A 26,887-nucleotide genomic window follows, 5' to 3' on the forward strand; every position below is an offset into this window, starting at 1 on the left:
GTGCGCGGGCGGCGGAGGATCGGCCAATGACCGCGCGCTCCGCCGGCGTGACCCCTGAGGCCTTCGGCCGCCTGATGGCGGAACTCGGGCCTTTCGAGCCGCGGCCGCATGTGGCGGCGGCGGTTTCCGGCGGCGCGGACAGCATGGCGTTGGCGCTGCTGCTCGCCGACTGGCTGGCGCCGCGCGGCGGACGCCTCACCGCCTTCACCGTCGACCACGGCCTGCGGCCCGGCGCGTCGGAAGAGGCCGCCTGGGTCGCCGGGCAATTGAAGCCCCAGGGTATCGCCCACCACATCCTGCGCTGGCGCGGCGACAAGCCGGCGAAGAAGCCCGGCGGCTCGCTGCAGGCGGCGGCGCGCGCGGCGCGCTACGAGCTGCTGCTGCGGGCTTGCGAGGCGCGCGGCATCTTCCATCTCGCTTTGGCGCATCATCTGGAAGACCAGGCGGAGACCTTCCTGCTGCGTCTCGGGCGCGGCAGCGGGCTGGATGGCCTGGCCGCCATGGCGCCGGTCAGCGAGACCAGCGGGCTGCGCCTGCTGCGCCCGCTGCTCGCCCTCTCCAAGGCGCAGCTTGTCGAGGAGTTAGAGGCACGCGGGCAGGACTGGATCGAGGATCCGAGCAATGCCGATGCTGCTTTCGCGCGGGTCCGGCTGCGCCGCCTGCTGCCGGAACTGGCGGGCGAGGGGATGACGCCGGCGCGCCTGGGCAGCGCCACCCATAACCTGGGCCGGGCCCGCGCGGCGATCGAGGCGGACGTGGCGGCGGCCCTGGCGCGGGCGGTGCGGCCCGATCCGGCGGGCTTTCTGGACCTGAATCCGGAATTCCTGCGCCGCGAGAGCGCCGAGGTGTCGCTGCGCGCCCTGGCGCGCTGCCTCATGGCCGTGGGCGGCTGTGACTATACGCCGCGCCTGGAGCGCCTGGAACGCCTGCATGCCTATTTGGAGGACGGCCTGGAGCGGGGGGTGACCCTGGGAGGCTGCCGCATCCTGCCGCGGGAAACCGCCTCGGGCGAGGGGCGCTGGCTCATCGTCCGGGAGGCCGGGCGCAGCACCGAGGCCGCTCTGAAACCGGGCGGCGCTCTGCTGTGGGACGGCCGCTTCGAGGTCCGGCTGGCCCGCGGCGCGGCGGCACAACCGCAGGGAGAGGCGGGCGGCGGGATGACCATCGGTCCGCTGGGCAGCGCCGGTTGGCGCCGCCTGGCGGAAGCGCTGGAGGCGGCGGGAACCGGGGCGCGGGCCGCGCGCATCCCGGCGGCGGCCCGCGGCGCCCTGCCGGCCATCCGCGACCGCCGTGGCCTGGCGGCGGTGCCACCTGTGGGCTATTTTCGGGATGCTGGAACGGCCAAGCGGTTGAAAGAGTGTCGTTTTGCCCCCCAAAATGGGTTAACCAGCCCTGCTTTTACGGTTGTTTAGACTGCAAGGCGCATTATCTTCTACGAGAGGCGGCCTGCTGGCCGCCGGGCATTTTTTTTGTGCCTGGACGTTTAACAGGGGTTAGACCGTGAATTTCAGCCGGAACGCAGCGCTGTGGATCATTATCGTTCTGCTGCTGTTTGCGCTGTTCAATTTCTTCCAGAGCAATGTCAGCCGGGGTCCTCAGCAGGATATCCCTTACTCGACCTTCCTGGATAACGTGCAGAGCGGCCAGGTCACCTCCGTGACCATCCAGGGCAGCGAGATCACCGGCATCGACAGCGATGGCCGGCAGTTTGCCACCCGTGCGACGGACGAACTGGGCGGTCTCATCCCGGCGCTGCGCGAGGGCGGCGTGACCTTCACGGTCAAGCCGGTCGACAACAACAACACCCTGCTGAACATCCTCATCACCTGGTTCCCGATGCTGCTGCTCATCGGCGTGTGGATCTTCTTCATGCGCCAGATGCAGGGCGGCGGCGGCAAGGCCATGGGCTTCGGCAAGTCCAAGGCGCGCCTGCTGACCGAGAAAGTAGGCCGCGTCACCTTCGACGACGTGGCCGGCATCGACGAGGCCAAGCAGGAACTTGAAGAGGTCGTGGAGTTCCTGCGCGACCCGCAGAAGTTCCAGCGCCTGGGCGGCAAGATTCCCAAGGGCTGCCTGCTGGTGGGGCCCCCGGGCACCGGTAAGACGCTCCTGGCCCGCGCCATCGCCGGCGAGGCCAACGTGCCCTTCTTCACCATCTCCGGCTCCGACTTCGTCGAGATGTTCGTCGGCGTCGGCGCCAGCCGCGTGCGCGACATGTTCGAGCAGGGCAAGAAGAACGCCCCCTGCATCATCTTCGTCGACGAGATCGACGCCGTCGGCCGCCACCGTGGCGCCGGCCTGGGCGGCGGCAACGACGAGCGCGAGCAGACCCTGAACCAGCTGCTGGTGGAGATGGACGGCTTCGAGGCCAACGAGGGCGTCATCCTCATCGCCGCCACCAACCGTCCCGACGTGCTGGACCCGGCGCTGCTGCGCCCGGGCCGCTTCGACCGCCAGGTGGTGGTGCCGAACCCCGACATCATCGGCCGCGAGAAGATCCTGAAGGTTCACATGCGCAAGGTGCCGCTGGGCCCCGACGTGGAGGCCAAGACCATCGCGCGCGGCACCCCGGGTTTCTCCGGCGCCGATCTCGCCAACCTGGTGAACGAGGCGGCGCTGCTGGCCGCCCGCGCCAACAAGCGCGTCGTCACCATGGCGGACTTCGAGAACGCCAAGGACAAGGTGATGATGGGCGCCGAGCGACGCTCCATGGTGATGAGCGAAGAGGACAAGGAGATGACCGCCTATCACGAGGCCGGTCACGCCCTGGTCGGTCTCTTCGTGCCGGGCAACGACCCGCTGCACAAGGTCACCATCATCCCGCGCGGCCGCGCCCTGGGCGTCACCATGAACCTGCCGGAGTCCGACCGCTACAGCCTGAAGTTCAAGGAGATCACGGCGAAGCTGGCGATGATGTTCGGCGGCCGCATGGCCGAGGAGCTGATCTACGGCATCGAGAACGTCTCCACCGGCGCCAGCAACGATATCCAGCAGGCCACCAACATGGCCCGCCGCATGGTCACGGAGTGGGGCATGAGCGACAAGCTCGGCCGCCTGCGCTACGTCGACAACCAGGAAGAGGTCTTCCTCGGCCACTCCGTCTCGCGCAGCCAGACCATCTCGCCGGAGACCGCGCGCCTCATCGACGAGGAGATCCGGCGTCTCATCGAAGAGGCCGAAGCGAAAGCGCGCACCGTGCTGACCGAACACATGGACGACCTGCACGCGGTGACCAAGGCGCTGCTCGAGTTCGAGACGCTTTCCGGCGACGAGGTGAAGATCATCATCGACGGCGGCAGTATCGACCGCAGCGACGAGACGCCGAGCGGGCCCACGGGACGCCGCTCCTCGGTGCCGACCAGCGGCAAGGCCGCCGGCAAGGACAGCGGCGATGCGCCGGGTGGCCTGGAGCCGGAGCCCCAGCCGGGAAGTTAGGGCCGGGAAGCTAGCCGTTCCAGCGCAAACCGATAAGAACAGGGCCTCCGCTGCACGGAGGCCCTTTTTCTTTGACCGTTTTCTTGATGGCCGGGCGCGGATATAAGCAAGGGAATGACGGGCGCACTCACACTGAGGCCGGTCGGCCTGCGCGGGCCGGCGGAAGTCGACGCGGCGGAGGTCCTTCTCCCTTTGGCCGGCGGGCCGCTGCGGTTTGGCAAGTGCGAGGCGATCTGGCGGGCCGGCCGCCACACCCGGCGCGCCGTGCTGCCGCTGGCCGAGCTGGCGCTCTGGGCGGAAAGGCAGGCGCCGGGGCGCGGCGGCGCCGCGGCGGAGGCCCTGCTGCAGCGCCTCTCTGCGCCGCGCGCGCCGCTGGCGGGCCTGAGCCTCGACCGTCCCCGGATCATGGGCATTCTCAACGTGACGCCGGACTCCTTTTCCGACGGCGGCGACCGCGCCGATCCGCAGGTTGCCGTGCGCGACGGTCTGGCCATGCTGGCGGCCGGCGCCGACATCCTGGACGTCGGCGGCGAGTCGACACGCCCTGGCTCGCAGCCGGTCAGCCTGGCCGAGGAGCGGGCGCGGGTGCTGCCGGTGGTCGAGGCCCTGGCCAAGGCCGGCGCCGTCGTCTCCATCGACACCCGCCATGCCGCCATCATGGCCGAGGCGGTGGCCGCCGGCGCCGCCATCATCAACGACGTCACCGCCTTGGAGGGCGATCCCGACAGCCTGGCCGTGGCGGCCGAGACCGGCGTGCCGGTCATCCTCATGCACATGCAGGGCGAGCCGCAGACCATGCAGGCCAACCCGACCTACGATTCGGTGGCGCTCGATATCTACGGCTATTTGGCCGGGCGTCTGGAGGCCTGCGCGGCCGCGGGCATCGATCCCGGCCGCGTCGTCGTCGATCCCGGCATCGGCTTCGGCAAGACCCTGGACCATAACCTCCAGCTCTTCGAGCAGTTGGCGCTGTTCCAGGGCCTCGGCACCGCGGTGCTGCTGGGGGCCAGCCGCAAGAGCTTCATCGCCAAGCTGGCGCCCCAGGCTTCCGAAGCGCCGCCCGGGCCCAAGCAGCGCCTCGGCGGCTCCCTGGCGGCGGCGCTTTTCGGCCTGCAGCGCGGCGTGCAGATCCTGCGCGTTCACGACGTGGCCGAGACCGCCCAGGCGGCCGCCTTCTGGCGGGCGGCCGGCGCCGTGCCGCCTCCCGTTGAAGGGGCGCCGGTCGAGGACGGCGAGAGCCGGGCGGACAGGGCCGGTGGCGGCCTGCTATAAGGAAATCGCCACCTTCGACCGCTGAAGATGGCGAGTCGCAGAACCAGGACCCGCAGATGACACGCAAGCTATTCGGAACCGACGGCATTCGCGGCACCGCGAACGTGGAGCCGATCACCGCCGAGACCGCGCTGGCGGTGGCCAAGGCCGCCGGCCGCCAGTTCCTGCGCGGCGATCACCGCCATACGGTCGTGATCGGCAAGGACACGCGCCTTTCCGGCTACATGCTGGAGCCCGCCATGGCCGCCGGCTTCCTCTCCGTCGGCATGGACGTGGTGTTGCTCGGCCCGCTGCCGACGCCGGCGGTGGGCATGCTGACCCGCTCCATGCGCGCCGACCTGGGCGTCATGATCTCTGCCTCGCATAACCCATACGAGGACAACGGCATCAAGCTGTTCGGTCCTGACGGCTACAAACTTTCAGACGAAGTCGAAAAGGAGATCGAGGCGCGCATCGACAACGGCGGCTGCGCGGTCGCGCCCGCCCATCAACTGGGCCGGGCCCAGCGCCTCGACGAGAGCGGCCACGGCCGCTACATCGAGTTCGTGAAGAGCAGTTTCCCGCGCGGCCTGCGCCTGGACGGCATGAAGGTGGTGATCGACTGCGCCAACGGCGCCGCCTACCGCGTCGCCCCCAAGGTACTCTACGAGCTGGGCGCCGAGGTGGTGCCCGTGGGCGTCTATCCCGACGGCTTCAACATCAACCAGCGCTGCGGCGCGACCGACCCGGCGCGCATGCAGGAAGCGGTGGTGACCCACGGCGCCGACTTCGGCATCGCGCTGGACGGCGACGCCGACCGCGCCATCCTGGCCGACGAAAAGGGCAACGTGGTCGACGGCGACCAGGTCATGGCCCTGGTCGGGCGCTCCTGGCTGCAGGACGGGCGCCTCAGCGGCGGCGCGGTGGTCGCCACGGTGATGTCCAACCTGGGACTGGAACGCTTCCTGGGTGGCCTGGGAGTCGGTCTGGTGCGCACCCCCGTCGGCGACCGCTACGTCGTCGAGCAGATGCGCGCCGGCGGCTTCAACGTCGGCGGCGAGCAGTCGGGCCATATCGTGCTGACCGACTTCGCCACTACCGGCGACGGCCTCATCGCCGCCCTGCAGGTGCTGGCGGTGGTGGTGCAGTCCGACCGGCCGGCCAGCGAGGTGACGCGGCTCTTCGAGCCTCTGCCCCAGCTGCTGCGCAACGTGCGCTTCAACGGCGGCGCGCCGCTGGAGGACGACCAGGTGCAGGCGGCGATCCGCGACGGCGAGATGCGCCTGGGCGATGCCGGGCGCCTGGTGATCCGCAAGTCGGGCACCGAGCCGCTGATCCGCGTCATGGCCGAGGGCGAGGACGAGGCCCTGGTCGACCAGGTGGTGGGCGACATCTGCCAGACCATAGAGCAGCGCGCCGGCTGATCCGGCGGATCCGAAAGACAGGGGGCCGAGCGGGGGCGGGGTCATGCTGACGGCGTTGACGGGTCTCCTGCTGTGCCAGCTTATCGGCGAGGCGGTGGTGCGCCTCACCCATTTGCCGGTCCCCGGCCCGGTGCTGGGCCTGGTGCTGATGCTGGCCTTCCTGGCCCTGCGCAAAGGCATTCCCGGCAGCCTGGAGACCACCGCCGGCACCCTCCTGAAACACCTCTCTTTGCTCTTCGTGCCCGCCGGCGTCGGCGTGCTCCAGCACCTGGCGCGCATCCAGGCCGAATGGCTGGCGCTGGTCACGGCCCTGCTGGTCAGTTCGGTCGCCACCATCGTGGTCACGGCGGTGGTGATGCGCGCCATGATGCGGCTCATGAAGCTGGACGATGACGCGGGCGATAGTCAGGAAGGCGCCCGATGATCGCCGAGTTCTCCGACATCTGGGTTTACCTGCGCACCGGGCCGCTGCTGTGGCTGACGGTGACGCTGGCGGCCTATGTCGCCGCGCAGTGGCTCTACGAGCGCGCGGGGCTCAATCCCTTGCTGAACCCCGTCGCCATCGCCGTGGTCCTGCTGGTCGCCCTGCTGACCGCCACGGGCACGGAATACCAGACCTACTTCGAGGGCGCGCAGTTCGTGCACTTCCTGCTGGGGCCCGCGACCATCGCCCTGGCGATTCCGCTCTACAGCCACTTCGGGAAGGTGCGTGCCGTCGTCGTGCCCATGCTGGTAGCGTTGCTTGCGGGTGCCGTCACTGCGGTGGTCAGCGCCGTCGGCGTCGCCGCCCTGCTGGGCGCCAGTTTCGAGACCCTTGCGTCCTTGGCGCCCAAATCGGTGACCACGCCAATTGCCATGGGCATTTCCGAGCGCATCGGCGGCCTGCCGTCGCTGACCGCTGTGCTGGTGATCCTGACCGGCATCCTGGGCGCCATGCTGGCGACACCCGTCTTGAACCTGCTGGGTATCACCGATTGGAAGGCGCGCGGCTTCGCCGCCGGCGTGGCGGCGCACGGTATCGGCACCGCGCGGGCGTTCCACGTCAGTGAGGTGGCCGGCACCTTCGCCGGCATCGCCATGGGCTTGAACGGCCTGCTGACCGCCTTCCTGGTGCCGCTGCTGATCGACTGGCTGCGGTAAGGGGCGAGTGCCTTCAGCCTTGACTTGGCACGGCTACGGTTGCTCCACACTCAGCGCAAAGCTTGGCTTGGGGGTGCGAAGCGGTTTTCCACACTCTATGCAGGGTGGACCAAAGTAGACCAGTCTATGGTGCCAAAGGGCGTCTGCATTCGTTTCGCGGTACCCAGTGATTTGGAAGTAGCGTTCCAGCGCTCCTTCCCATAGCCGTCACGTCTCGCTTTGGCGAGAGATACGCCATGCTCAGTGCGGTAGCGCTTGATTTGCTTGATCGCGTTCGACAGCGGCGGTTCCACCTGCACCCACTCCGCCTCGTCGAGCATCGGGACCTCGACTTGGCAGCGCCAGCACTAAAGCTTCTTGGCCATCGCTTGAGCCCTTCGACTCACACCACGTTGTTGAAGGCGCAGGTGGGGCCTTCTTGGAGTTGCTCGGCGAGCAGACAGAGGCCGCGGCGCAGCTCGTCGCTGTCCTTCGGCGGGCCGAAGCAGACGCGGACCGCCGGCGCGCTCTCGCGGCGGCCGACCATGAAGGGGTCGCTCGGTGTGACGAGGACGCCGCGCTTCTCCGCCTCGCCAGCGAACTCGTTGGAGCGCCAGGGCTCTGGCAGCCGCAGCCAGAGGAAGGTGGCCCCCTCGCTGCAGTCGAAATCCCAGCCGCTCAGGGTCTCGCGGGCGATGGCGCTGCGCACCTCGGCCTCGCGTTTGCGCCCGGCGCTGACGCGGGCGGCGACGCCGCTGCGAATCATCTCTGCGCCGATCTCCGCGGTCAGGGGGCAGGCCATCCAGCAGGTGCTGTGGACGGCATTGCCCAACCGGCCCTGCACTTTTTCGGGGGCCACGACGTAGCCGATGCGCAGTCCCGGCGAGACGGTCTTAGAGAGGCTGCCCACGTAGTAGCCCAGCTCCGGCACCTGGGCGGCGATGGGCAGCGGCTCGGAGCCGTCCAGAAATCCGAAGGTGTCGTCCTCGATGACCGCGACACCGTAGCGCCGGGCGAGGACGGCCAGGTCGCGGCGGCGCCCTTCCGGCATGGTGAGGCTGGTCGGATTGTGCTGGTTGGGGCAGAGGTAGATCGCCTTCACGTCGTGGGTGCGGCAGGCTTCCTCGAAGGCCTCGGGCAGCGGCCCTGCGGCGTCGCGCTCCAGCCCGTCCAGGCGCAGGCCGAGCAGGCGTGCCAGGCTGCGGATGCCGGGGTAGGTCAGGCTGTCGGAGACGATATGATCGCCCGGCCGCGCCACCGCGGCCAGGGCAATGAGCACGCCATGATGGGCGCCGGCGCTGATCGTGATCTGCTCGGCGCTCACCTCGTAGCCCGAGCGCCCGATCCACAGAGCGCCGGCCTCCCGGTGCTCCAGCAGGCCCCGCTGATTCTGATAGCGCATCATCTCCATGGCCCGCGGCCCGGCGGCGACGCGCTGCAAGACTTCCGCGATCTCCGCTTCCTCGGGGCAGGGCATGGGGGGGGCCGAGTGAAGGTGGATGGTGCCGGGCGTGGCGTCATGCCAGCGGTGCAGCTGCTCGGAGGAAACCGGGACATTCACGAAGGTCCCGCGGCCGACCTCGCCGGAGGTAAGTCCGCGCCGCTCCGCCTCGGCGTAGGCGCGGCTGACGGTGCCGACGGTGACTCCCAGGTGCCAGGCGAGGTCGCGATGAGTGGGCAGGCGGTCGCCGGTTTTCAGCTTGCCGGCGGTGATGTCGCGGGCCAGGGCGTCGGCAATGGCCAGGTAGCGCGGGCCCGCGGCGCTCTCCAAGGAAGGCATCCAATTTGTCATGATGACAATATAGCAATTGACCGGAGGAAAGGGCAACAACTAATACAATGATAAGAAATATAATCGATACAATCTCCTTGGATAGGAGGGTAAGATGGATACAATGAAGGATGCCACCCTGCCGGCCGCGCGCTTGTTGGGCGGCGCTTCCGGCGCCGGTCCGGGGCTGGGTCCAAGGATGGCCCGGCAGAGGGCCCGGCGGATGGCCTTGGGCCTCATGGACCTGCTGGTGGTCTGGCAGCAGCGTATGGAAAGCCGCGCCTGCCTGCAGGCGATGAACGACGCGCGCCTGCGGGACATCGGCCTCACCCGCCTGGAGGTCCGCTGCGAGAGCGACAAGCCGTTTTGGCGAAGGTGAGGAGGAGATGGCGATGACCGAGATAAGACTTTATCAGGTAGATGCCTTTACCGACGCCGTCTTCGGCGGCAATCCGGCCGCGGTTTGCCCGCTCGATGCCTGGCTGCCGGACACCACCCTGCAGACCATCGCGGCGGAGAACAACCTCTCGGAAACCGCCTTCTTCGTGCCCGAGGACGGCGGCTACCGCCTGCGATGGTTCACCCCGGCCGTGGAGGTGGAGCTTTGCGGCCATGCGACGCTCGCCTCCGCCTATGTCATCGCCACCTATATCGACCCGGCAATGGAGCGGGTGCTGTTCCACTCGGCCAGCGGTCCGCTGACGGTGAGCCGCGAGGGTGATGTCTTCACCCTCGATTTCCCCAGCGAGCCGCCGGCGGTCTTCACGGACGGCGGCGCCGTCGCCAAGGCCCTGGGCATCGTCCCGCAGGAGGTGCTGAAGGCGCCAAAGGTCGACGGCGGCAAGATCATGGCGGTTTTGGCCGACGAAGCGGAGGTGCGCGCCGCGGCGCCCGACCTGGCCAAGGTGAAAGCGCTGCCGGGCGACGGCCTCATCATCACCGCTGAAGGGGACGAGGTGGACTTCGTCTCGCGCTACTTCGCACCCCACGCCGGTATCCCGGAGGACCCGGTGACGGGTTCAGCCCACGTGGTGCTCACCCCCTACTGGGCAAAGCGGCTGGGCAAGGCGAAGCTGGCGGCGCGGCAGGTCTCGTCGCGCCTCGGCGAACTGCAGGTGGAGGACAAAGGCGGCCGCACATTGATTTCCGGCAAAGTCGCCCCCTTTCTGGAGGGCCGCATCCGCGTATAAACTGGCGGCCGATCAACCGGAACGACCGACCAGGAGTATTCATGTCCGAGAACCCGATGCTGCCCGCCCTCGATCCCGCTTCCCTGGAGGCCCGTAAGGGATCTTCCTACCCCGAACCCTGGGGTTCGGCCTGCGGGGCGCGGGAGAAGCGGAGGCTCGGCGATGCCCTGGGTCTCTCCGCCTTTGGAGTCAACCTGGTGCGCCTGCCGCCGGGGGCGCTGTCGTCGCAGCGCCATTGGCACAGCCACGAGGACGAATTCGTCTATGTGCTGGAGGGCGAGGTGACCCTCATCACCGATGCCGGCGCGCAGGTGCTGACGCCCGGCATGGCCGCGGGCTTTCCCGCGGGCAGGGAAGACGGTCACCATCTGGTCAACAGAGGCAACGCCTCGGCGGTTTATCTGGAGGTCGGCGGCCGCTCGCCCGAAGACTCCTGCCACTATCCGGATATCGACCTCTTCCTGCCCGCCGCCGCGGATGGAAACTACCGCTTCACGCACAAGAACGGCGAGCCCTACTGATGGCGCAGATCGTGGTCTCGGCGGCCGCGGCGGACGACCTGGACGATGTCCGGGCGCTGTTCCGCGAGTATGCCACGTGGTTGCAGGTGGACTATTGCCTCCAGGGCTTCGAAGCCGAACTGGCCGGCCTGCCGGGCAGCTACAGCCCGCCGGCCGGCGGACTGTGGATCGCCCGTGTCGACGGCACGCCGGCGGCGGGGGTCGGCGTCTGTCCGCTGGCGGGCGGGACCTGCGAGATGAGGCGCCTTTGGGTTCGCGAAGGCTGGCGCGGCCGCGGCCTCGGCCGCCGGTTGGTCCAGGCGGCGCTGGCGGGCGCGCGGGCCGGAGGGCACAAGTGGATGGTGCTGGAAACCCTGGACTTCATGACCGCCGCCCAGGCGCTCTATGCGGAGCTCGGCTTCCATCCCCTGCCGCCGGAGGCGGAGACGCCTGCCGATGTCCGCCGCCTCGCCTGCGACCTGTCGGCGCTCGCCTCCGCCTGATACGGCGGTTATCTTCTCCCCCGCGGGATGAACAGCAGGAAGGGCGCGCAGCCGTGCAGGATCTCTATTTCGACGATTTCGAGCCGGGGCAGGAATTCCACAGCAAGGGCGCGACGCTCAGTGAGTCGCAGATCCTCGACTTCGCCCTGCTCTACGATCCGCAGCCTTTTCACATCGACGCCGAGGCGGCGGCGGAAGGCCCCTTCGGCGGTCTCATCGCCTCCGGCTTCCAGACCCTCGCCGTCGCCTTTCGGCTGTTCTACCAGGAGAAGGTCATCAACGCCTGCTCCATGGGCTCGCCGGGTCTGGACGAGCTGCGCTGGCTGCGCCCCGTGCGCCCCGGGGACACCTTGAAGGTGAAGGGGAGGGTGCGCGAGAAGCGCCCCTCCAAGTCCAAACCCGACCGCGGCACCCTGCTGATGGATTACGAGGTCAGCAACCAGCACGGCGAGGCGGTGATGACCTTCACCGCCATCCACATCTTCGCGCGCCGGACGGCCTGAACCGGGTCTTGTGATCGGACTAAATTCAGACTATATTTAGTCCCCTTCAAGATTTGGAGTTCCCTCCATGAAGTTCTCCAGCCAGATCAAGCCGATCAGCTATTTGAAGGCGAATGCGGCCCAGGTTGTGGATGGGCTGGCAGAGTCCGGGGAGCCCTTGGTCATCACCCAGAACGGTGAGGCCAAGGCGGTGATCCAGGACGTGAAGAGTTATGAGCAGACTCAGGAAACTTTGGCACTGCTGAAGATTCTGGCGCTCGGCAATCGCCAAGTGGAAGAGGGGCGCGTGCATAGTGCGAAGGATGCTTTGGCGTCTCTGCGCAAGAAGCACAGCGGCTGATGCCCTATGGGGTTGTCCTCACCGAGGATGCACTACGCGACCTTGATGATATCTGCAGCTACATCAGTGGGCATGACTCGGAGAACTCCGCGGCCTATGTGCTTGACCGTGTAGAAGCCGCCTTGGCCAGTCTCGCGGAACTGCCGGATCGCGGCCGTCATCCGCGTGAACTCGCTGATCTCGGAATTACCGAGTTTCGAGAGGTCTTCTTCAAGCCCTATCGGCTTATCTACCGGGTAAAGCGACGGCGTGTCGTTGTCTACGTGATCGCGGATGGGCGGCGCGACATGCAGAGTCTTCTGGCGCGCCGGCTGCTCGGACCTTGGTCACCTAAATCAGGAAAACCGGGATCAGCGCCGAGACGAAGGGGCTGAGGAGCGCCGCCACGTCCTGCAGCAGCTTCACCTGCTTGCCGCCGTTGCCGGCGGCGTCACCTGCTGCCGCGCCCTTGCCTTCCAGATCCTTCAGGTAGGCGACACAGGGCAGGTAGGCGAGCACCAGGCAGAGCGAGAAGACCCCGCCCCAATAGAGCCCTACCCCCTGGGCGATGTGATCCAGCGTCACGAAGGCGGCGGAGTTGTCGGCCAGCCCCGCCTTGGGCCAGGTCAGCCAGGCCGCCATGGTGATGACGATGGAGACCAGCACCGCGGCGGCGGCCAGCAGCAGCTCGCGCAGGTCCGCCTTGCGCTCGGCGGCCTTCAGGCCGCGGCCCCGGGCTACCTCCTGGGTCGCGCCCAGCGCCGCGCGGGCGGCCAGCGCCAGCACCAGGGCGACGGTGGCGGCGGAGAAGAGGGCGTTCACCACCTGGCGGATGGTGGTGAAGGTCGTCGCGACTGCGATGCCGCCCACGCTCCAGCTTCCCAGGGTCGGCTCCAGCACCGGGCGCTGCAGCACCTCGCGCGACACGTCGGAGCCGGCGGCGACGATGGCGGTGACGAAGGCGAGCGCCGCGACCGCGATGAGCAGCCAGCGGCGCAGCGGCTCGGCCTCTTTCATGATCTTGGTGACCGCCAGCAGCGTGGCGCCGATGGAGGCGAAGATCGCCAGGACGACACTGACAATCCAGGCGAGGCGCGCGTGCAGCGCCTCGGCGCGCAGGGTGGGGTCGTCGGCGGCGGGCAGCAGCCCGCTCAGCAGGTCGGCGGGGATGTCGCCGTTCATGGCCCGGAAGAACTCCGCCGACCCGGTGATCAGCGCGACCTCGCCCGCCACCAGAAAGCCGGTGAGGATCAGCGGCCGGGTCAAGCCCCGGACGGCGGAGGCAGGCGCTTTCGTCATGGCGGACGCTGGGGCACCTCCGGAAGCTGCGGCAAGTCACGGACAGGACGACGCTACAACAGGAAGTAACGACGATAGTGTGATCTCTCTGCGGCGGCCTGTACAGCGGCGGCGCCTGTTCTTTGGAGTGGGAGTTCGGAGATTTAGGGCTCCGTCATGCAGCGCAGGCAGACCTGGCGGAGTTCCTCAAGGTTGCGGGCATAGCGCAGAACATGCTCGAGGTGGCCGATTTCACGGGTCGTCGCCCCGTCATCGCTGCCGTCCGGAATTTTAAGCAGCCGCGTGCCGAAGAGTATCGGATCTTGCAGGGCAGCCTTGTCGAGAGGATGGAGTGTCTCGAACCCATTCAGCATCTTCCACGCGGCCGGGCAGATCATGTTGTCGTGCTCGAAGAGATCGAAGGCGGCAGCCTCATCGTCTTTGGAATCAAATTCGCCGGTGAGATACCGGCCATCACTGCGCAGCAGTTCGAAGAGCTCGGCAATGCGCGGCAGGAATTCCTTGTTCATCACTGATACCGGAGTATCTGCCCGAGCTCTTTCGTCACGGGATCGAAGTGGAGCTCGAAAGACTTGCCGCCGCCGAGGGTTACCATTCCATCTTTCTCGGGCCGGGCGTCGATGTCGTCGTGATGAATGACCTGCACGATGACTCTGTCTGCCATGGCAAGCGGCATAGCGAGAATGATACGGAAACTGTAGTCGGTTTTCGGCCAGTCTGTTGTCTTCTCGACGAAGTCTCCGGCTTGCTGGACGGCCCATTCGAGCACCAGGCCTTTGGTGTCCGCTCCAGTGAGTAGGGCCAGGTTCATGTCCACGCCGTCTCGGGTTGTTTGATCGAGGGTCACGCTCCGCTCCGGCACCTGGACGCCGCCGGTCTTGTCGAAGTAGGCGGTCCAGCCATTGGGAAGGCGGATGCGGGCGCGGATGAACTGCTCTTCAAGGGGCGGCCCGTCGGGCGCCATTTCGATGTCCAACATCACCTGCAGGAGACGCGGATCGGTCCGGCCAACCTCAGCCGAAGCGTGCGCCGCGCCGGTAATGCCCTCGCGCGTGATGGCGTGATAGGTCGAGAGGTCAAAGGGCAGGTAGTGAATCTCGACGTTGTCGGTTGCCGCTGCCGCTCCATTGAGGAGCAGCAAGAAGAAGGCAAGCAAGGCAGCCGTTTTCTTCATATCCTCACCGGTAGAGGTCGAAGAGATAGCGCACGTCGGAGCCGATGAGGCGCGCGTCGCTGTCGAGGAAGATGTGCACGACGACCGTCTCGTCCAGGTCGTCGCCGGGATTGGCATCGGGCACAACGGCCTGGTAACGCGGGCTGATCGCGCCGTAGTAGCTGAATTCATCGTAGAAGGGGGATAGCTCTCGTCTGTCGAAGAAGGCATCGATTTCCGGTCGCCCCACGCCAGGAGGCAGTTCGGCTGAGATTGCGCGGCGCAGCGCTTCGGCTTTGCTCACGGCCGGATCGTGCGACAGCGACAGGCGCCCCTCCGGCGTGGATAGCCTCTGTCCGAGGTAGGCGGACCAGTATGCGCTTCGCCCCGGCTCTTCGACGAGGGAGGGGCCGATGGGCCACTCGCTCAGGGGTAACTCCGTGATCCAATTGAGAGACTGCATTGCGATGTGTCCCCAGTTCTTTGCGTAGACAGTAGACGGGGTGCCCAGCCACGGTCGCTCCAGAAAACTGAAAATTTTACCATAGGGCCACGGTTCCTGAGCAGTCAGGAGTGCAATGAGATAGGGAACCGCCGGCTCGCCATACTCGATCACGCGCTGCACGGCGGAGCTGAACTCGTCCTTACCGGAAGCTGTCGCTATGCTCTCGAGGCTGCGTCTGAGTTCCGACCAGTAGGGATCGTTGGCGTCGATTTGAAAGGATTCTCCGCTCTCCCGGTAACTCCGACTTACCGCCAGAAGAGTGTCGAGTTGGTTGAAGTCAAAGCCCTCGGATCGATGAAGCTCTTTGTGATCTTCTACGAGGACAAGGCCATAGAATGGCTGCTGGTCGGCTGTGCTGATTTGCCTCCCCCTGGAGAAAACGACGACCTTGCCCTCGATGTTCTTCGCCCGCCGGATCCAATGCTCGTTGAGGAGTATTCGATAGGGGGCGCCTTGATCTTCTCCCTTCACGAACCTTGGGTTCGAGAGGGTCGCCCAGATGCTGCTATAGGGCTTGTAGATGTCCCGCTCGTACGGGTCCTCTGCAATGGTCAGTGTTCCTTCAGCTATCAACTGGCTTTGGGCAACCAGTTTCCAATCGACCGGCCCAACCTGCGACGGGTCGATCCCCGATAGCTGGTATCCGAGGTAGGTCTGCCAGAGTTCGACGACAGATCGGTGAGTGGGCAAGGACTTGCCATAGCCGAAGATGGAGCCCGACCAGCTTCCCAGCAGAATATCGATGGCTTCGCCCATGTTGCTCGCAGAGGGCGGAGGTCTCCTGTCGGTCCATTGGAAGTGGGTCGGATCCTCGATGATGTATCCCGCTGGGAAAGGTTCAGTGGAATCAAGCAAGGAAACTAGTCGTGGAACGATGTCTTCTCCCCGATACAAGAGGCGGCGGATTGCCAGGCTGTGGGGTGCGATCTCCGCTGGTTCCGTGCCCACCTGAAGGTCCAGTGAGTTTGCGATCTCGTGGAGATCTTTCTGAACCTCTACCAGAAGAGGGTCGTCAGGGTCCGGCTTATAGGCGGAGCCGATTTCCCGGTAGCGATCGTTCTGGGCGATCAGCTTCCTGATTTGCGCCGCCAAGCCGTCGGTATAGAGCCGCGGTCTGGGTCCGTAATCCAAGCCGAACATGCCTTCATAGCCGTACCAGGAGGTCCAACCGTAGAGCTCTCTCCCTTCGGCACCTTCTTCCAGCGAGAATTTCCTCAGAAAGAAGACCGTCGGCTGGTTCCAAAGCACGAGGTCGTAGGGAAGTACCTGGAGCAGAACCGGAATGTCTGATGGGCCTCCCTTCAGGAAGACCGGGTTCTCGACCTGCACAAGCCGTCTGTTCTGCAGGTCATCCTGGGACAGCAACTTGGACTCATAGGGCTCCGGCGTACCGGCGACGATGATGAGTGACTGCGCCACCTCCTGCCAGGTGACGTCTCGTGCGGCGGCGGTGCCGGGCAGCAGCGTGGCCAGAAGGCTGAGAACGAAGACCAAGCGGCGGATCATGTTGGGGCCCTTAGGGCGACTAATCTCCAGGTTGAGAGACAGTATTGCCGAGACGGCTTGCGGATGCCAGAGCGCGGGGGAGGGTGGCGGGCTTCTGGCGCGGCTCCGGCGCCCCCATTTCCTGACCCTCCGGTCAAGTTTGCCAGTCGCGACGCTTTGGCGCCGGAAAGCGGCGCATCAATAATTGACGCGGTGCAGCATGGTGCTAGTATCCGCCCGCGCGCGCCCCGGAGTTGTGGGCGTTTGATTGCTCAAATGGGGTGCGGCGACACTTCCACTCTTTCTTCTAAGGAGCTGCCTTATGAACGCCGTCCGCCCGGCCAATCGGCCTGGGAACCCTTGCTTTTCCTCAGGACCCTGCGCCAAGCGCCCGGGTTGGTCCCTGGGTGGTCTGAGCGAGGCGGCGTTGGGCCGATCTCATCGCGCCAAGGTCGGCAAGACCAAGCTGGCCGAGGTGATCGAGCGCTCCAAGACCATCCTGGGCATGCCGGCGGACTACCGCCTGGGCATCGTCCCGGCCTCCGACACCGGCGCCGTGGAGATGGCACTGTGGTCGCTGCTCGGCGCCCGCGGCGTCGACGTGCTGGCCTGGGAAAGCTTCGGCAAGGGCTGGGCGACCGACGCGGCCAAGCAGCTTAAGCTGACCGACCTCAACGTCATCGAGGCCGACTACGGCGACCTGCCCGACCTTTCCCAGGTTTCCTTCGACCGCGACGTGGTCTTCACCTGGAACGGCACCACCTCCGGCGTGAAGGTGCCGGACGGCGACTGGATCCCGGCCGAGCGCCAGGGCCTCACCCTCTGCGACGCCACTTCGGCGGCCTTCGCCATGGACCTGCCCTGGGACAAGCTGGATGTGGTCACCTGGTCCTGGCAGAAGGTGCTGGGCGGTGAGGCGGCGCACGGCATGCTGGCGCTCAGCCCGCGCGCCGTCGAGCGCCTGGAGAGCTACAGCCCGGCCTGGCCGCTGCCAAAGATCTTCCGCCTCACCAAGGGCGGCAAGCTGATCGAGGGCGTGTTCAAGGGCGAGACCATCAACACCCCTTCCATGCTGGCGGTGGAAGACGCCCTCGACGCCCTGAAGTGGGCCGAGGAGATCGGCGGCCTCAAGGCGCTCATTGGCCGCTCCGAGCAGAGCCTCAAGGCCGTGGCCGACTGGGTGGAGGCCTCCGACTGGGCCGACTTCCTGGCGGCGACGCCCGAGACGCGCTCCTGCACCTCCATCTGCCTGAAGATCGTCGACCCCTGGTTCCTCTCCCTGGATGCGGACGCCCAGGGCGCGGCGGCCAAGCGCATCGCGTCGCTGCTGGAGGAAGAGGGCGTGGCCTACGACATCGGCGGCTACCGCGACGCGCCGGTCGGCCTGCGCCTCTGGGGTGGCGCCACGGTGGAGCCGTCCGACATGGCGGCCCTGCTGCCCTGGCTCGACTGGGCCTACGGTGCAGTGAAGACGGAGAAGGCGGCCGCCTGAGCGGCACACCCTCAAGCAACAGAGAGTTCCATGCAACGCCGGTGCGCCCCCTCGTGAAATTGGCGCACCGCGACAAAGAGGTTTAAGCCGACATGCCAAAGGTATTGATTTCAGACAAGTTGAGCGAGAAGGCGGCGGAGATCTTCCGCGAGCGCGGGGTCGAGGTCGACGTGAAGACCGGCATGACGCCGGAGGAACTGAAGGCCTGCATCGGCGACTACGACGGCCTGGCCATCCGCTCGGCCACCAAGGTGACGGCGGAGATCATCGCCGCCGCGGATAACCTGAAAGTCGTCGGCCGCGCCGGCATCGGCGTCGACAACGTGGATATTCCTGCAGCCACGGGCCGCGGGATTGTCGTGATGAACACGCCCGACGGCAACTCCATCACCACCGCCGAGCACACCATCGCCATGATGCTCTCCCTGGCCCGGCAGATCCCGGCGGCCAACGCCTCGACCCAGGCCGGCAAGTGGGAGAAGTCGCGCTTCATGGGCAGTGAGCTGACCGGCAAGGTGCTGGGCGTCATCGGCTGCGGCAACATCGGCGCCATCGTCGCCGACCGCGCTCAGGGCCTGCGCATGCGGGTCATCGCCTACGATCCCTTCCTCTCGCCCGACCGCGCCGCGGACCTGGACGTGGAGAAGGTGGAACTGGACGAGCTGCTGAAGCGCGCCGACATCATCACCCTGCACGTGCCGATGACCGACCAAACCCGCGGCATGATCGACGCCAAGGCTCTGGCCAAGACCAGGCCGGGCGTGCGCATCATCAACTGCGCGCGCGGCGGCCTGGTGGTGGAAGAAGACTTGAAGGCGGCCATCGAGTCCGGTCACGTCGCCGGCGCCGCGCTGGACGTCTTCACCGTGGAGCCGGCCAAGGAAAACGTGCTCTTCGGCCTGGAGCAGGTGGTGGCGACGCCGCACCTCGGTGCCTCGACTTCCGAGGCACAGGAGAAGGTGGCCCTGCAGATCGCCGAGCAGATGAGCGATTACCTCGTGACCGGGGCCATCACCAACGCCCTCAACATGCCCTCGCTCACCGCTGACGAGGCCAAGCGTCTCAAGCCCTACATGACGCTGGCCGAGCAGCTCGGCAGCTTCGCCGGGCAGCTGACCCGCACCGGCCTGAAGTCGATCACCATCGAATACGAAGGCGACGTTGCGGAGCACAACACCCGGCCGTTGACGCAGGTCGCGCTTTGCGGTCTGCTCACCCCCATGCTCGATACGGTCAACATGGTGAACGCGCCGCACGTGGCGCGCGAACGCGACATCGACGTGGCCGAGGTGAAGCACGAGCGCGACTGCGACTACCAGACCCTGATCCGGATGACCGTGACCACGGAACGCGGCGAACGCAGCGTGGCCGGCACCCTCTTCGGCGGCACCAAGCCGCGCGTGGTGGACATCAAGGGCATCTCCATCGAGGCGGCGCTGACGCCGCACATGCTCTACATCACCAACGAGGACAAGCCGGGCTTCATCGGCGCGCTGGGCACCACGCTGGGCGATGCCGGGGTGAACATCGCCACCTTCCACCTGGGCCGCGCCGCCCAGGGGCAGGACGCCATCGCGCTGCTGGAACTGGACGGGCAGATCGATCCCCAGACGCTGGAGAAGGTGCGTGCCCTGCCGCACACCAAGCAGGCCGAGCCCCTGCGCTTCTAAGGCCCTCGTCGCCGGCCTCGCGCTGCTCGGCGCCGCCCTTCTTTGGGCAGCGCCGGACGGCGCGGCGGCCGCTTCGATCAAGAGCCTGGAGGCCCTCGGCTTCCGGCCCTTCTTCGCCGAGCCCTCTTCGCGCATGAAGATCGAGCTGCGCCGCACCGTGCGACCGGAGAACGCGTTGCCCGATGGCCAGCCGGCCCTGGCGGCGGGCGGCGCCTGGGGGCGCGTCGCCGAGGCCTGGCTGATCGCACCCACCGAACGTTACGACCACGGCGTGCTGGGCGACGCGGTGGAGGCCGGCGGCCTGCTGCTGCGCCTTGCCGACGGCAGCGAACGCCAACTGCTGCTCCCCGAGGACCAGGTCTTCGAAGACCTCAAGCCCCGCCTGGCCGACCTGAACCGGGACGGCGAGCCGGAGGTGCTGCTGGTGCGTTCCTCCCTGGAGCACGGCGCGGTGCTGACCGCCTACGGCCTGGTCGGCGAGGAGCTGAAGCTGATCGCCGAGGGGCCGCAGAACCTCACCGCGCAGCGCTGGCTGAACCCCGTCGGCGCCGCCGACTTCGACGGCGACGGCGCGATCGAGGTGGCCTACGTGGAGACGCCGCACATCGGCGGCATCCTGCGCATCGTCTCCCTCAAGGGCGACAAGCTGGTGGAGGAGGCGTCCTGGGCCGGCTTCTCCAATCACCTCATCGGCTCGCGCGAGCTGGGGCTTTCCGCCATTCTCGACTTCGACGAGGACGGCCTGCCGGAGATCTTCCTGCCCTCGGCACGGCGCCGCTCCCTGCGCGTCATGCGCTATCAGGACGGCGAGCTGAAGCTTCTCGGGCGCAGCTTCTACGACGCGCAGATCATCGGCGACTTCCGCCTGGAAGACCTGGACGGCAACGGCATGGACGAGGTGATCTTCCAGCTCGACGACGGCCTGGAAGTGCGGCTGTACCGCTGACGGCGTTCCCTGAGCACATCTTTCGAGACGGGACTGCGGCCCTCCTCAGGATGAGGCTTGAGCTCTGCCCTCATGCTGAGGAGCACGCGAAGCGTGCGTCTCGAAGCATGTGGTCCTTATCCGCGTTCTTCCAGCTTGCGGTGCGCCAGCACGGCGATGCGGCGCACGGCGATCATGGAGAGCACCACCGCGGCAATGAAGACGTAGAGCCCGGAATGGATCTCCACGTCGCTGATCAGCGACAGCTTGATCACCACCACCAGGATGGCGATGACGAAGACGTCGAGCATGGACCAGCGCCCGACGGCCTCGACCCAGTGCAGGGCGCGGCGCACCCGCGGGTCGTCGACCCTGAGGCGGCTCCAGGCCAGCCAGGCGAAGATCAGCTTGCCGACCGGCAGCACCACGGTGAAGAGCACGATCAGCACGAAGATCGCGTAGTCGCCGCTCTCCAGCAGGCGGAAGGCGCCGGTCAGGATGGAGACCTCGTCGTCGAAGATCACCAGGGTGTGGACGGTCATCACCGGCAGCAGCCAGCCGGCCAGCAGCGCCGCGGCCGCGGCCAGCAGCAACAGGCCCAGGAAACGGTCCGGCCCGCGGCTGTCGGCGGCCAAGGTGCCCGGGGGGGAGAGACGGAAGGCTTTCAGGTTCATGGGGGCAGGATAGAGGGGCGGGGCGCTGGCGTCCGGTCTTGAATGTCGGCGGTCAGTTTACACCCCAGTCCGCCCTGCAGCCAGTCCCGGTGATTTCAAGGTCTTGATTCTAATCGTTTTACTTTCGGGGACGGAGCGTGCTGGGCGGTTTTCTGTTTGCCCGCGACGGCCTGGGCTGGTAACAGAGGGCGGAAGCGGGCCCCGTGGCGGCGCAGATGGCGCCGAGGGGACGGGGCACGACCGCTTCCGTGCTTATCCCATGGAACCGGACCGCTTTTCTCCGCTGACCTGCTGACATGACCGATCACGCCGAAAAGGGCCTTCTACCGGCCGGCCTGGAAGACGTGCTGCCGCCGCACGCCGCGCACGAGTCGGCGGTGGTCGAGCGCCTCATCGCCGCTTTCCAGGCACAGGGCTACGACCGCGTGAAGCCGCCGCTGCTGGAATTCGAGGAGGCGCTGCTGACCGGCGCCGGGGCCGCGCTGGCAGGGCAGACCTTCCGCCTTATGGATCCTGTGAGCCAACGCATGATGGGCCTGCGCGCCGACATGACGCCGCAGGTGGCGCGCATTGCCACCACGCGGCTGAAGAACGCGCCGCGTCCGCTGCGCCTCTGCTACGGCGGCCAGGTGCTGCAGGTGCGCGGCAGCCAACTGCGCCCTGAGCGCCAATTCGCCCAGGCCGGAGTCGAGTTGATCGGCGCCACCGACGCGACCGGCGATGCGGAGGTGGTGGCCCTGGCCATCGAGGCGCTGACGGCGCTGGGTGTCGAGGGCCTCTCCGTCGACCTGAACCTGCCGCCGCTGGTCGGCGCCCTGGCCCAGGACCTCGGCCTGGGCGCGGAACAGGTCGCCGAACTGCGCCTCGCCCTCGACCGCAAGGATGCCGCGGCGGTGACCGATCTGGCTGCCGGGCATGCCGGGCTGTTCCAGGAACTGCTGCGCGCCGCCGGGCCGGCCGACAAGGCGCTGGCGGCGCTGGAGAAGCTGGCCCTGCCCGCGGCCGCCGCCGGCGAGGTGAAGCACCTGGTCGAGGTGGTGGCGCTGATCCGCGCGGCGGCGCCCCAGGCGCGCCTGACTGTCGATCCGGTGGAGCATCGTGGTTTCGAGTACCAGACCGGCATCAGCTTCATCCTCTTCGCCAAGGGCGTGCGCGGCGAGCTGGGCCGCGGCGGCCGCTACGAGGCCTCCGGTCCCAACGGGGAGCGCGAGTCGTCGACCGGTTTCACGCTGTTCATGGACACGGTGCTGCGGGCGCTGCCGGCACCGGCGCCGATCCGGCGCATCTACTTGCCGCTGGGTACGCCTGCGGCGGAAGGCCGGCGCCTGCGTGCCGAGGGCTGGATTACGCTGGCCGGCCTCGCGGCGGCGGCGGACCCCGCGGCCGAGGCCCGGCGTCTGGGCTGCGGGTTTGTGCTGCGCGACGGTGAGATTTCAGAAATAAAGGACTGATCCATCATGGCTAACGTGGTCGTCGTCGGGTCCCAGTGGGGGGACGAGGGCAAGGGCAAGATCGTCGACTGGCTGTCGGAGCGCGCCGACGTGGTGGTGCGCTACCAAGGCGGCCACAACGCCGGCCACACGCTGGTGATCGGCGGCGAGGTCTTCAAGCTGTCGCTGCTGCCCTCGGGCGTGGTGCGTCAGGACAAACTCTCCGTCATCGGCAACGGCGTGGTGGTCGATCCCTGGGCCTTGATCGAGGAGATCGACCGCATCCGTGCCCAGGGCGTCGACGTGACGCCGGAGCGCTTGCGCATCGCCGAGAGCGTCGCCCTGATCCTGCCCATGCACGGCGCGGTGGACCGCGCCCGCGAGGCGGCCAAGGGCGACGGCAAGATCGGCACCACCGGGCGCGGCATCGGCCCGGCCTACGAGGACAAGGTGGGCCGCCGCGCGGTGCGGCTCTGCGACCTGGCAGATCCCGAGCTGCTGCGTCAGCGCGTCGAGGGCCTGCTGGTCCACAACAACGCGCTGCTGCGCGGCCTCGGCCAGCCGGAGTTCACCGCCGACGAGATCGTCGCCAGCCTGCTGGAACTGGCGCCGCGCATCCTGCCCTTTGCCGACCGGGTGTGGCAGAGCCTCGATACCGCCCGCCGCGACCGCCGGCGCATTCTTTTCGAAGGCGCCCAGGGCGTCATGCTGGACGTCGACCACGGCACCTATCCCTTCGTCACCTCGTCCAACACCGTGGGCGGCAGCGCCGCCGCCGGCTCCGGCATGGGCCCCGCGGCGCTGGACTACGTGCTGGGCATCACCAAGGCCTACACCACGCGCGTCGGCAGCGGCCCCTTTCCGACCGAACTGACCGATGCCATCGGCGAGCGCCTGGGCGAGCGCGGACGCGAATTCGGCGTGGTGACGGGAAGGAAGCGGCGCTGCGGCTGGTTCGATGCCGTGATGGTGCGCCAGGCCGCCAAGGTGGCCGGCATCGACGGCATCGCGCTGACCAAGCTGGACGTGCTGGACGGCCTGGAGGAAATCAAGGTCTGCGTCGGCTATGAGGTCGGCGGCGAGCGGATCGACTACCTGCCGGCGCAGCCGTCGCGCCAGGCCGCGGCCAAGCCGGTCTACGAGACCATCCCCGGCTGGTCGGAAAGCACCATGGGCGCGCGCTCCTGGGCCGATCTGCCGGCCCCGGCGGTGAAGTACATCCGCCGCCTGGAGGAACTGATCCAGGTGCCGGTGGCCCTCCTTTCCACCTCGCCGGAGCGTGACGACACCATCCTGGTGCGCGACCCCTTCGCCGACTGATCCTCCGCCGGGGGCGTCGGCAGCCCCCATAAGCCTACGGGCCGTTGGAAAGCCGCGGAACTCTGCGCTTTCGAGGCCGGGGCCTTAACCATCTGTTTGCCTTATTGCGGCTAAGTTGAAGGCAGCCGGCCGGTTCTCCGGACCGCCCGGCGGCCTTTCGACGTCTTTAGATACGGCAATGAGCAGTCAAGCGCGGCAAGCGGATGTGAAGGGGGGCGACCAGTCCGCCCTTGTCTTGGTGGCGGACCGGTACCGGATCCACCCCGAGCAGCCGATTCCCGCACTGGATGCGCCCGGCGGCGTCAAGGCGTACAGCGCTTCCGACGAACGCGGCGCGCCCAAGGCCCTCTTCGCGCTGGTCTGCCGCACGGACGTCGCCCCCAGGACTGAGGTCCTGACTCAGTTCTCCCGCTTCAACCGCCTGCCCATGACCTCGCCGCTGCGCTGGGGTGTGGCCTACTGGCCGCCGGCGCAGGCGCGCCGCTTCATCATCGTGCTGCATCAGCCGGGCGGCGAGCGCATCCTCCCCAGCCCGGAGGCGACCATCGACCCCTGGCGCGAGGACCGCGTGGTCCGCGTCGTCATGAATCCGCTGCTGCCGATGTTCAAGGAACTGGGCGACCGCCTGCTGACCCATCGCAGCATCCGGGCGGACAATCTTTTCTTTGCCGATGGAACGCGGGAATCGGTGCTGCTTGGGGAGTGTTTCTCCGGCCCTCCGGCCATGGCCCAGCCGTCGATCTACGAACCGATCGACAGCGCCATGTCGATGCCGGAAGGGCGCGGCCACGGCAGCCCCGCCGATGATTTCTATGCCTTGGGCGTCCTGATCCTGGTGCTGATCTGCGGCGGCAATCCCGTCGCGCACCTGAGCGAGCAGGAAATCGTCGAGTCCAAGATCAGCAAAGGCTCCTACGCCACCCTGGTAGGCGAAACGCGCCTGTCGCTGCCCATGGTGGAGGTGCTGCGCGGCCTGCTCTGCGACGATCCCGAGGAACGCTGGCGCCACGACGACCTGCAGCTCTGGCTGAACGGACGCCATCTCAGCCCGAAGCAGGCCCTGTTGCCGCCCAAGGCGGCGCGCCTCTTTCCCTTCGAGGGCGCCGAATACAACAATGCGCCGGCGCTTTCCAACGCCATGGGCCGCAACTGGCAGGCGGCCTTGCAGGTCATCCGCAGTAACGATCTCGAAAGCTGGATTCGCCGTTCGCTGTCGGACGACGTCTGCGCCAATGCCGTGGGCTCGGCGACTCAGTCGGTCATCGGCATCGGCGGCGGCGCCGTCAACTCGTTGGAAGACCGCCTGCTGTCGCGCGTGCTCGTGGCTTTGGATCATCAAGCGCCGCTGCGCTACAAGCAGGTCGCCGCGCGCATCCAGGGCTTGGCTACGGCATTCGCCGTGAATTATCACGATGACAAGCGGCGCCAGACCTTTGCCGAGCTGATGATCGACAAGCTGCCGCAACACTGGATCGAAGCGCAGCCCCAAACCCGTGCGGACATGGTGGCCTTCGCGCGCACCTACGACCTCATCATCCTGCAATTGACGAAGCCGCGTATCGGCTACGGCGCGGAGCGGGCGCTCTATTCGCTCAATCCAAGCTGGCCTTGCCAGAGCCCGCTGCTGCGCAACGACTACGTGGCCGACCTCGACGATCTGCTGCCGGCGCTGGAGCAATTGGCCCGCGACGGCAAGACCGAGCGCTTGCCGATCGACTGGCATATCGCGGGTTTCGTCTCCGCGCGTATGAAGTCGGCGCCCGATCGAGCTTTTACCGAGTTGACGCATGACGACGACGCCAAGGTCTTCAACCTCGGCGTCGTGCGGTTGCTGGCGGAGGTGCAGGCCGCGGCGGGGCCGCAGCACCTGCCGTATCTGGCGGCTTGGTGTGCGGCCCTTCTGCAGCCGGCGGTGGCGGAGTTCCGCAACCGCACCCGGCGCGAGCAGATGATGGCGGTGCTGCGTGATCTGGCGGCCAAGGGCAACCTCGCAGCCCTGGTTGAGATGGTCGACAACCCGCAGCGGCGATCTGCAGATGAAGAGGGGTTCCGCCACGCCAAGGCGGAATTCGCCTCGCTGGTGGAACAGATGAACTGGCTGCGCAACGGCGGCCTCACCAAGCCGGCGGTGGTGCGCGCCAGCGCCCGCGAGGCCTCCAGCATCGTTTCCTCGGTTATCGCCGCGGTGACCGTTCTGCTGATCACCTTGAACTCCGTATTCTAGGGCGAGGGGAAGCATGGCCAAGGCGGCACGGGCGAAGACGGCGGGCAAGGGCAAGCGGCGCAAGGCGAAGCGTGGACCGATGAAGCCTTGGGTCAAGGCGATGGTTCTGGTCCTGCTGTTCCCCTTTGCCGCGCTGCTGCTGCCGACGACCCTGGTCATTGCGACCATGATGGGGCCGACCGTGGTGGCCTACGTCACCGACCGCTCCCGCGAGAAGCATCTGGCGATCACCGTGGGGCTGCTGAATTTCGCCGGCACCCTGCCGGCCATAATCAATCTTTGGTCGCGGGGGCAGAGCCACCCGGTGGCCATGGACCTGATCGGCGACGTCTTCGTCTGGGTCGTGGCCTACGGGGCGGCGGGGGTCGGCTGGGCGATCTTCGGTTTCATGCCCACGGTCGTCGGCAGCTACTACCGCATGACCACCCAGGCCCGCATCAAGGGATTGATCCGCAAGCAGAAGGCTTTGATCGCCGAATGGGGCCACCCCGTGGCCGAGGGCGCGGTCATGGCCTTGCCGCACGAGGACGAAGAGGCCGAAGACGACGAGGGCGAGGCAGGCGATGCCGAGCCGGGCCTGGAGACCGCCGAAGCGGAGTTGGTGCAGCCGGAGCCCGTTCGCTGAAGGTATGCGGCTCTCCGCGCGCCCCTGCCGGGGCGGGGGCCTTAGGCGAAATCGGAAAGGGGGAGCCGCC

The 26,887-nt window shown here is 67.4% G+C and carries 27 protein-coding genes; 20 read left to right on the forward strand and 7 right to left on the reverse strand.

What is annotated here, in order from left to right:
• The first annotated feature begins 26 nt into the window (after positions 1-26).
• From tilS to AAFN88_RS08555, 6 genes are all read left to right on the forward strand, one after another.
• Positions 27-1,412 carry a tRNA lysidine(34) synthetase TilS gene (gene tilS, locus AAFN88_RS08530; RefSeq protein ID WP_347519842.1) on the forward strand — a complete coding sequence of 462 codons (1,386 nt, stop codon included), beginning with the start codon at positions 27-29 and terminating at the stop codon, positions 1,410-1,412.
• Between the two features lie 88 nt (positions 1,413-1,500).
• On the forward strand, positions 1,501-3,435 hold the full coding sequence (gene ftsH / locus AAFN88_RS08535) for an ATP-dependent zinc metalloprotease FtsH (RefSeq protein ID WP_347519843.1): 1,935 nt from the start codon (positions 1,501-1,503) through the stop codon (positions 3,433-3,435).
• A gap of 114 nt (positions 3,436-3,549) precedes the next feature.
• Positions 3,550-4,707 carry a dihydropteroate synthase gene (gene folP, locus AAFN88_RS08540; protein ID WP_347519844.1) on the forward strand — a complete coding sequence of 386 codons (1,158 nt, stop codon included), beginning with the start codon at positions 3,550-3,552 and terminating at the stop codon, positions 4,705-4,707.
• Positions 4,708-4,763: 56 nt separating this feature from the next.
• Positions 4,764-6,110 carry a phosphoglucosamine mutase gene (glmM, locus tag AAFN88_RS08545; RefSeq protein WP_347519845.1) on the forward strand — a complete coding sequence of 449 codons (1,347 nt, stop codon included), beginning with the start codon at positions 4,764-4,766 and terminating at the stop codon, positions 6,108-6,110.
• 43 nt (positions 6,111-6,153) lie between these two features.
• Complete coding sequence (locus tag AAFN88_RS08550; RefSeq protein ID WP_347519846.1) at positions 6,154-6,534, forward strand: CidA/LrgA family protein; 381 nt, start codon at positions 6,154-6,156, stop codon at positions 6,532-6,534.
• Positions 6,531-7,250, forward strand: a complete 720-nt coding sequence (locus AAFN88_RS08555) for an LrgB family protein (protein ID WP_347519847.1) — start codon at positions 6,531-6,533, stop codon at positions 7,248-7,250. The genes AAFN88_RS08550 and AAFN88_RS08555 overlap by 4 nt, the downstream gene beginning before the upstream one ends.
• A 95-nt stretch (positions 7,251-7,345) precedes the next feature.
• Here AAFN88_RS08555 and AAFN88_RS08560 read toward each other — a convergent pair whose 3' ends face one another.
• Together AAFN88_RS08560 and AAFN88_RS08565 are read right to left on the reverse strand one after the other, a co-directional pair.
• The gene (locus AAFN88_RS08560) at positions 7,346-7,570 is read right to left on the reverse strand and encodes a hypothetical protein (protein WP_347519848.1); all 225 of its coding nucleotides are present in this window, start codon (positions 7,568-7,570) and stop codon (positions 7,346-7,348) included.
• Between the two features lie 62 nt (positions 7,571-7,632).
• On the reverse strand, positions 7,633-9,000 hold the full coding sequence (locus AAFN88_RS08565; protein ID WP_347519849.1) for a PLP-dependent aminotransferase family protein: 1,368 nt from the start codon (positions 8,998-9,000) through the stop codon (positions 7,633-7,635).
• A 115-nt stretch (positions 9,001-9,115) separates the two neighbouring features.
• Between AAFN88_RS08565 and AAFN88_RS08570 the strand changes: the two genes are divergently transcribed.
• From AAFN88_RS08570 to AAFN88_RS08600, 7 genes are all read left to right on the forward strand, one after another.
• Positions 9,116-9,379 (forward strand): DUF1127 domain-containing protein, encoded by a 264-nt coding sequence (locus AAFN88_RS08570; protein WP_347519850.1) that lies wholly within the window; start codon positions 9,116-9,118, stop codon positions 9,377-9,379.
• Positions 9,380-9,392: 13 nt separating this feature from the next.
• Complete coding sequence (locus AAFN88_RS08575) at positions 9,393-10,190, forward strand: PhzF family phenazine biosynthesis protein (RefSeq protein WP_347519851.1); 798 nt, start codon at positions 9,393-9,395, stop codon at positions 10,188-10,190.
• Positions 10,191-10,231: 41 nt separating this feature from the next.
• On the forward strand, positions 10,232-10,711 hold the full coding sequence (locus AAFN88_RS08580) for a cupin domain-containing protein (RefSeq protein WP_347519852.1): 480 nt from the start codon (positions 10,232-10,234) through the stop codon (positions 10,709-10,711).
• Positions 10,711-11,193 (forward strand): GNAT family N-acetyltransferase, encoded by a 483-nt coding sequence (locus AAFN88_RS08585; RefSeq protein ID WP_347519853.1) that lies wholly within the window; start codon positions 10,711-10,713, stop codon positions 11,191-11,193. The genes AAFN88_RS08580 and AAFN88_RS08585 overlap by 1 nt, the downstream gene beginning before the upstream one ends.
• Before the next feature lie 53 nt (positions 11,194-11,246).
• Positions 11,247-11,696: a MaoC family dehydratase gene (locus AAFN88_RS08590; protein ID WP_347519854.1), complete on the forward strand. Its 450-nt coding sequence runs from the start codon at positions 11,247-11,249 to the stop codon at positions 11,694-11,696.
• Positions 11,697-11,763: 67 nt separating this feature from the next.
• A complete protein-coding gene (locus AAFN88_RS08595; protein WP_347519855.1) occupies positions 11,764-12,036 on the forward strand; it encodes a type II toxin-antitoxin system Phd/YefM family antitoxin in 273 nt (90 codons plus the stop codon).
• Positions 12,036-12,410 carry a type II toxin-antitoxin system RelE/ParE family toxin gene (locus AAFN88_RS08600; protein ID WP_347519856.1) on the forward strand — a complete coding sequence of 125 codons (375 nt, stop codon included), beginning with the start codon at positions 12,036-12,038 and terminating at the stop codon, positions 12,408-12,410. Before AAFN88_RS08595 ends, AAFN88_RS08600 begins: the two co-directional genes overlap by 1 nt.
• Here the strand turns inward: AAFN88_RS08600 and AAFN88_RS08605 are convergent.
• From AAFN88_RS08605 to AAFN88_RS08620, 4 genes are all read right to left on the reverse strand, one after another.
• Positions 12,367-13,314, reverse strand: a complete 948-nt coding sequence (locus AAFN88_RS08605; RefSeq protein ID WP_347519857.1) for a hypothetical protein — start codon at positions 13,312-13,314, stop codon at positions 12,367-12,369. The genes AAFN88_RS08600 and AAFN88_RS08605 overlap by 44 nt on opposite strands.
• Positions 13,315-13,457: 143 nt before the next feature.
• On the reverse strand, positions 13,458-13,823 hold the full coding sequence (locus AAFN88_RS08610) for a hypothetical protein (RefSeq protein ID WP_347519858.1): 366 nt from the start codon (positions 13,821-13,823) through the stop codon (positions 13,458-13,460).
• The gene (locus AAFN88_RS08615) at positions 13,823-14,488 is read right to left on the reverse strand and encodes a hypothetical protein (protein WP_347519859.1); all 666 of its coding nucleotides are present in this window, start codon (positions 14,486-14,488) and stop codon (positions 13,823-13,825) included. The genes AAFN88_RS08610 and AAFN88_RS08615 overlap by 1 nt, the downstream gene beginning before the upstream one ends.
• Before the next feature lie 4 nt (positions 14,489-14,492).
• On the reverse strand, positions 14,493-16,478 hold the full coding sequence (locus tag AAFN88_RS08620) for a hypothetical protein (protein WP_347519860.1): 1,986 nt from the start codon (positions 16,476-16,478) through the stop codon (positions 14,493-14,495).
• A gap of 301 nt (positions 16,479-16,779) precedes the next feature.
• Between AAFN88_RS08620 and AAFN88_RS08625 the strand changes: the two genes are divergently transcribed.
• The 3 genes from AAFN88_RS08625 (at position 16,780) to AAFN88_RS08635 (ending at position 20,565) form a co-directional block, all read left to right on the forward strand.
• Positions 16,780-17,949: a phosphoserine transaminase gene (locus AAFN88_RS08625; RefSeq protein ID WP_347519861.1), complete on the forward strand. Its 1,170-nt coding sequence runs from the start codon at positions 16,780-16,782 to the stop codon at positions 17,947-17,949.
• A 92-nt stretch (positions 17,950-18,041) separates the two neighbouring features.
• Positions 18,042-19,619 (forward strand): phosphoglycerate dehydrogenase, encoded by a 1,578-nt coding sequence (serA, locus tag AAFN88_RS08630; RefSeq protein WP_347519862.1) that lies wholly within the window; start codon positions 18,042-18,044, stop codon positions 19,617-19,619.
• Positions 19,576-20,565: a hypothetical protein gene (locus AAFN88_RS08635; RefSeq protein WP_347519863.1), complete on the forward strand. Its 990-nt coding sequence runs from the start codon at positions 19,576-19,578 to the stop codon at positions 20,563-20,565. The genes serA and AAFN88_RS08635 overlap by 44 nt, the downstream gene beginning before the upstream one ends.
• A gap of 116 nt (positions 20,566-20,681) precedes the next feature.
• On the opposite strand, the gene AAFN88_RS08640 is transcribed toward AAFN88_RS08635, so the two are convergent.
• On the reverse strand, positions 20,682-21,218 hold the full coding sequence (locus AAFN88_RS08640) for a paraquat-inducible protein A (protein ID WP_347519864.1): 537 nt from the start codon (positions 21,216-21,218) through the stop codon (positions 20,682-20,684).
• Positions 21,219-21,514: 296 nt separating this feature from the next.
• Here AAFN88_RS08640 and AAFN88_RS08645 point away from each other — a divergent pair, with 296 nt between their 5' ends.
• From AAFN88_RS08645 to AAFN88_RS08660, 4 genes are all read left to right on the forward strand, one after another.
• Complete coding sequence (locus AAFN88_RS08645; protein WP_347519865.1) at positions 21,515-22,669, forward strand: ATP phosphoribosyltransferase regulatory subunit; 1,155 nt, start codon at positions 21,515-21,517, stop codon at positions 22,667-22,669.
• Between the two features lie 6 nt (positions 22,670-22,675).
• Positions 22,676-23,968, forward strand: coding sequence for an adenylosuccinate synthase (locus AAFN88_RS08650; RefSeq protein WP_347519867.1), 1,293 nt, complete (start codon positions 22,676-22,678; stop codon positions 23,966-23,968).
• Positions 23,969-24,146: 178 nt separating this feature from the next.
• Positions 24,147-26,192 (forward strand): hypothetical protein, encoded by a 2,046-nt coding sequence (locus AAFN88_RS08655; RefSeq protein ID WP_347519868.1) that lies wholly within the window; start codon positions 24,147-24,149, stop codon positions 26,190-26,192.
• Positions 26,193-26,205: 13 nt separating this feature from the next.
• Positions 26,206-26,817 (forward strand): hypothetical protein, encoded by a 612-nt coding sequence (locus AAFN88_RS08660; protein ID WP_347519870.1) that lies wholly within the window; start codon positions 26,206-26,208, stop codon positions 26,815-26,817.
• The last annotated feature ends 70 nt before the right edge of the window (positions 26,818-26,887 follow it).

The organism is Pelagibius sp. CAU 1746 (assembly GCF_039839785.1).
In the GTDB taxonomy this organism is placed as follows: domain Bacteria; phylum Pseudomonadota; class Alphaproteobacteria; order Kiloniellales; family Kiloniellaceae; genus Pelagibius.

Excerpts from the sequence above, each read along its gene's own strand:
- tilS (WP_347519842.1), top strand. The coding sequence starts at position 27 with ATGACCGCGCGCTCCGCCGGCGTGACCCCTGAGGCCTTCGGCCGCCTG.
- folP (WP_347519844.1), top strand. The coding sequence starts at position 3,550 with ATGACGGGCGCACTCACACTGAGGCCGGTCGGCCTGCGCGGGCCGGCG.
- glmM (WP_347519845.1), top strand. The coding sequence starts at position 4,764 with ATGACACGCAAGCTATTCGGAACCGACGGCATTCGCGGCACCGCGAAC.
- AAFN88_RS08550 (WP_347519846.1), top strand. The coding sequence starts at position 6,154 with ATGCTGACGGCGTTGACGGGTCTCCTGCTGTGCCAGCTTATCGGCGAG.
- AAFN88_RS08555 (WP_347519847.1), top strand. The coding sequence starts at position 6,531 with ATGATCGCCGAGTTCTCCGACATCTGGGTTTACCTGCGCACCGGGCCG.
- AAFN88_RS08560 (WP_347519848.1), bottom strand. The coding sequence starts at position 7,570 with ATGCTCGACGAGGCGGAGTGGGTGCAGGTGGAACCGCCGCTGTCGAAC.
- AAFN88_RS08570 (WP_347519850.1), top strand. The coding sequence starts at position 9,116 with ATGGATACAATGAAGGATGCCACCCTGCCGGCCGCGCGCTTGTTGGGC.
- AAFN88_RS08575 (WP_347519851.1), top strand. The coding sequence starts at position 9,393 with ATGACCGAGATAAGACTTTATCAGGTAGATGCCTTTACCGACGCCGTC.
- AAFN88_RS08580 (WP_347519852.1), top strand. The coding sequence starts at position 10,232 with ATGTCCGAGAACCCGATGCTGCCCGCCCTCGATCCCGCTTCCCTGGAG.
- AAFN88_RS08585 (WP_347519853.1), top strand. The coding sequence starts at position 10,711 with ATGGCGCAGATCGTGGTCTCGGCGGCCGCGGCGGACGACCTGGACGAT.
- AAFN88_RS08595 (WP_347519855.1), top strand. The coding sequence starts at position 11,764 with ATGAAGTTCTCCAGCCAGATCAAGCCGATCAGCTATTTGAAGGCGAAT.
- AAFN88_RS08600 (WP_347519856.1), top strand. The coding sequence starts at position 12,036 with ATGCCCTATGGGGTTGTCCTCACCGAGGATGCACTACGCGACCTTGAT.
- AAFN88_RS08605 (WP_347519857.1), bottom strand. The coding sequence starts at position 13,314 with ATGACGAAAGCGCCTGCCTCCGCCGTCCGGGGCTTGACCCGGCCGCTG.
- AAFN88_RS08610 (WP_347519858.1), bottom strand. The coding sequence starts at position 13,823 with ATGAACAAGGAATTCCTGCCGCGCATTGCCGAGCTCTTCGAACTGCTG.
- AAFN88_RS08615 (WP_347519859.1), bottom strand. The coding sequence starts at position 14,488 with ATGAAGAAAACGGCTGCCTTGCTTGCCTTCTTCTTGCTGCTCCTCAAT.
- AAFN88_RS08620 (WP_347519860.1), bottom strand. The coding sequence starts at position 16,478 with ATGATCCGCCGCTTGGTCTTCGTTCTCAGCCTTCTGGCCACGCTGCTG.
- AAFN88_RS08625 (WP_347519861.1), top strand. The coding sequence starts at position 16,780 with ATGAACGCCGTCCGCCCGGCCAATCGGCCTGGGAACCCTTGCTTTTCC.
- serA (WP_347519862.1), top strand. The coding sequence starts at position 18,042 with ATGCCAAAGGTATTGATTTCAGACAAGTTGAGCGAGAAGGCGGCGGAG.
- AAFN88_RS08640 (WP_347519864.1), bottom strand. The coding sequence starts at position 21,218 with ATGAACCTGAAAGCCTTCCGTCTCTCCCCCCCGGGCACCTTGGCCGCC.
- AAFN88_RS08645 (WP_347519865.1), top strand. The coding sequence starts at position 21,515 with ATGACCGATCACGCCGAAAAGGGCCTTCTACCGGCCGGCCTGGAAGAC.
- AAFN88_RS08650 (WP_347519867.1), top strand. The coding sequence starts at position 22,676 with ATGGCTAACGTGGTCGTCGTCGGGTCCCAGTGGGGGGACGAGGGCAAG.
- AAFN88_RS08655 (WP_347519868.1), top strand. The coding sequence starts at position 24,147 with ATGAGCAGTCAAGCGCGGCAAGCGGATGTGAAGGGGGGCGACCAGTCC.
- AAFN88_RS08660 (WP_347519870.1), top strand. The coding sequence starts at position 26,206 with ATGGCCAAGGCGGCACGGGCGAAGACGGCGGGCAAGGGCAAGCGGCGC.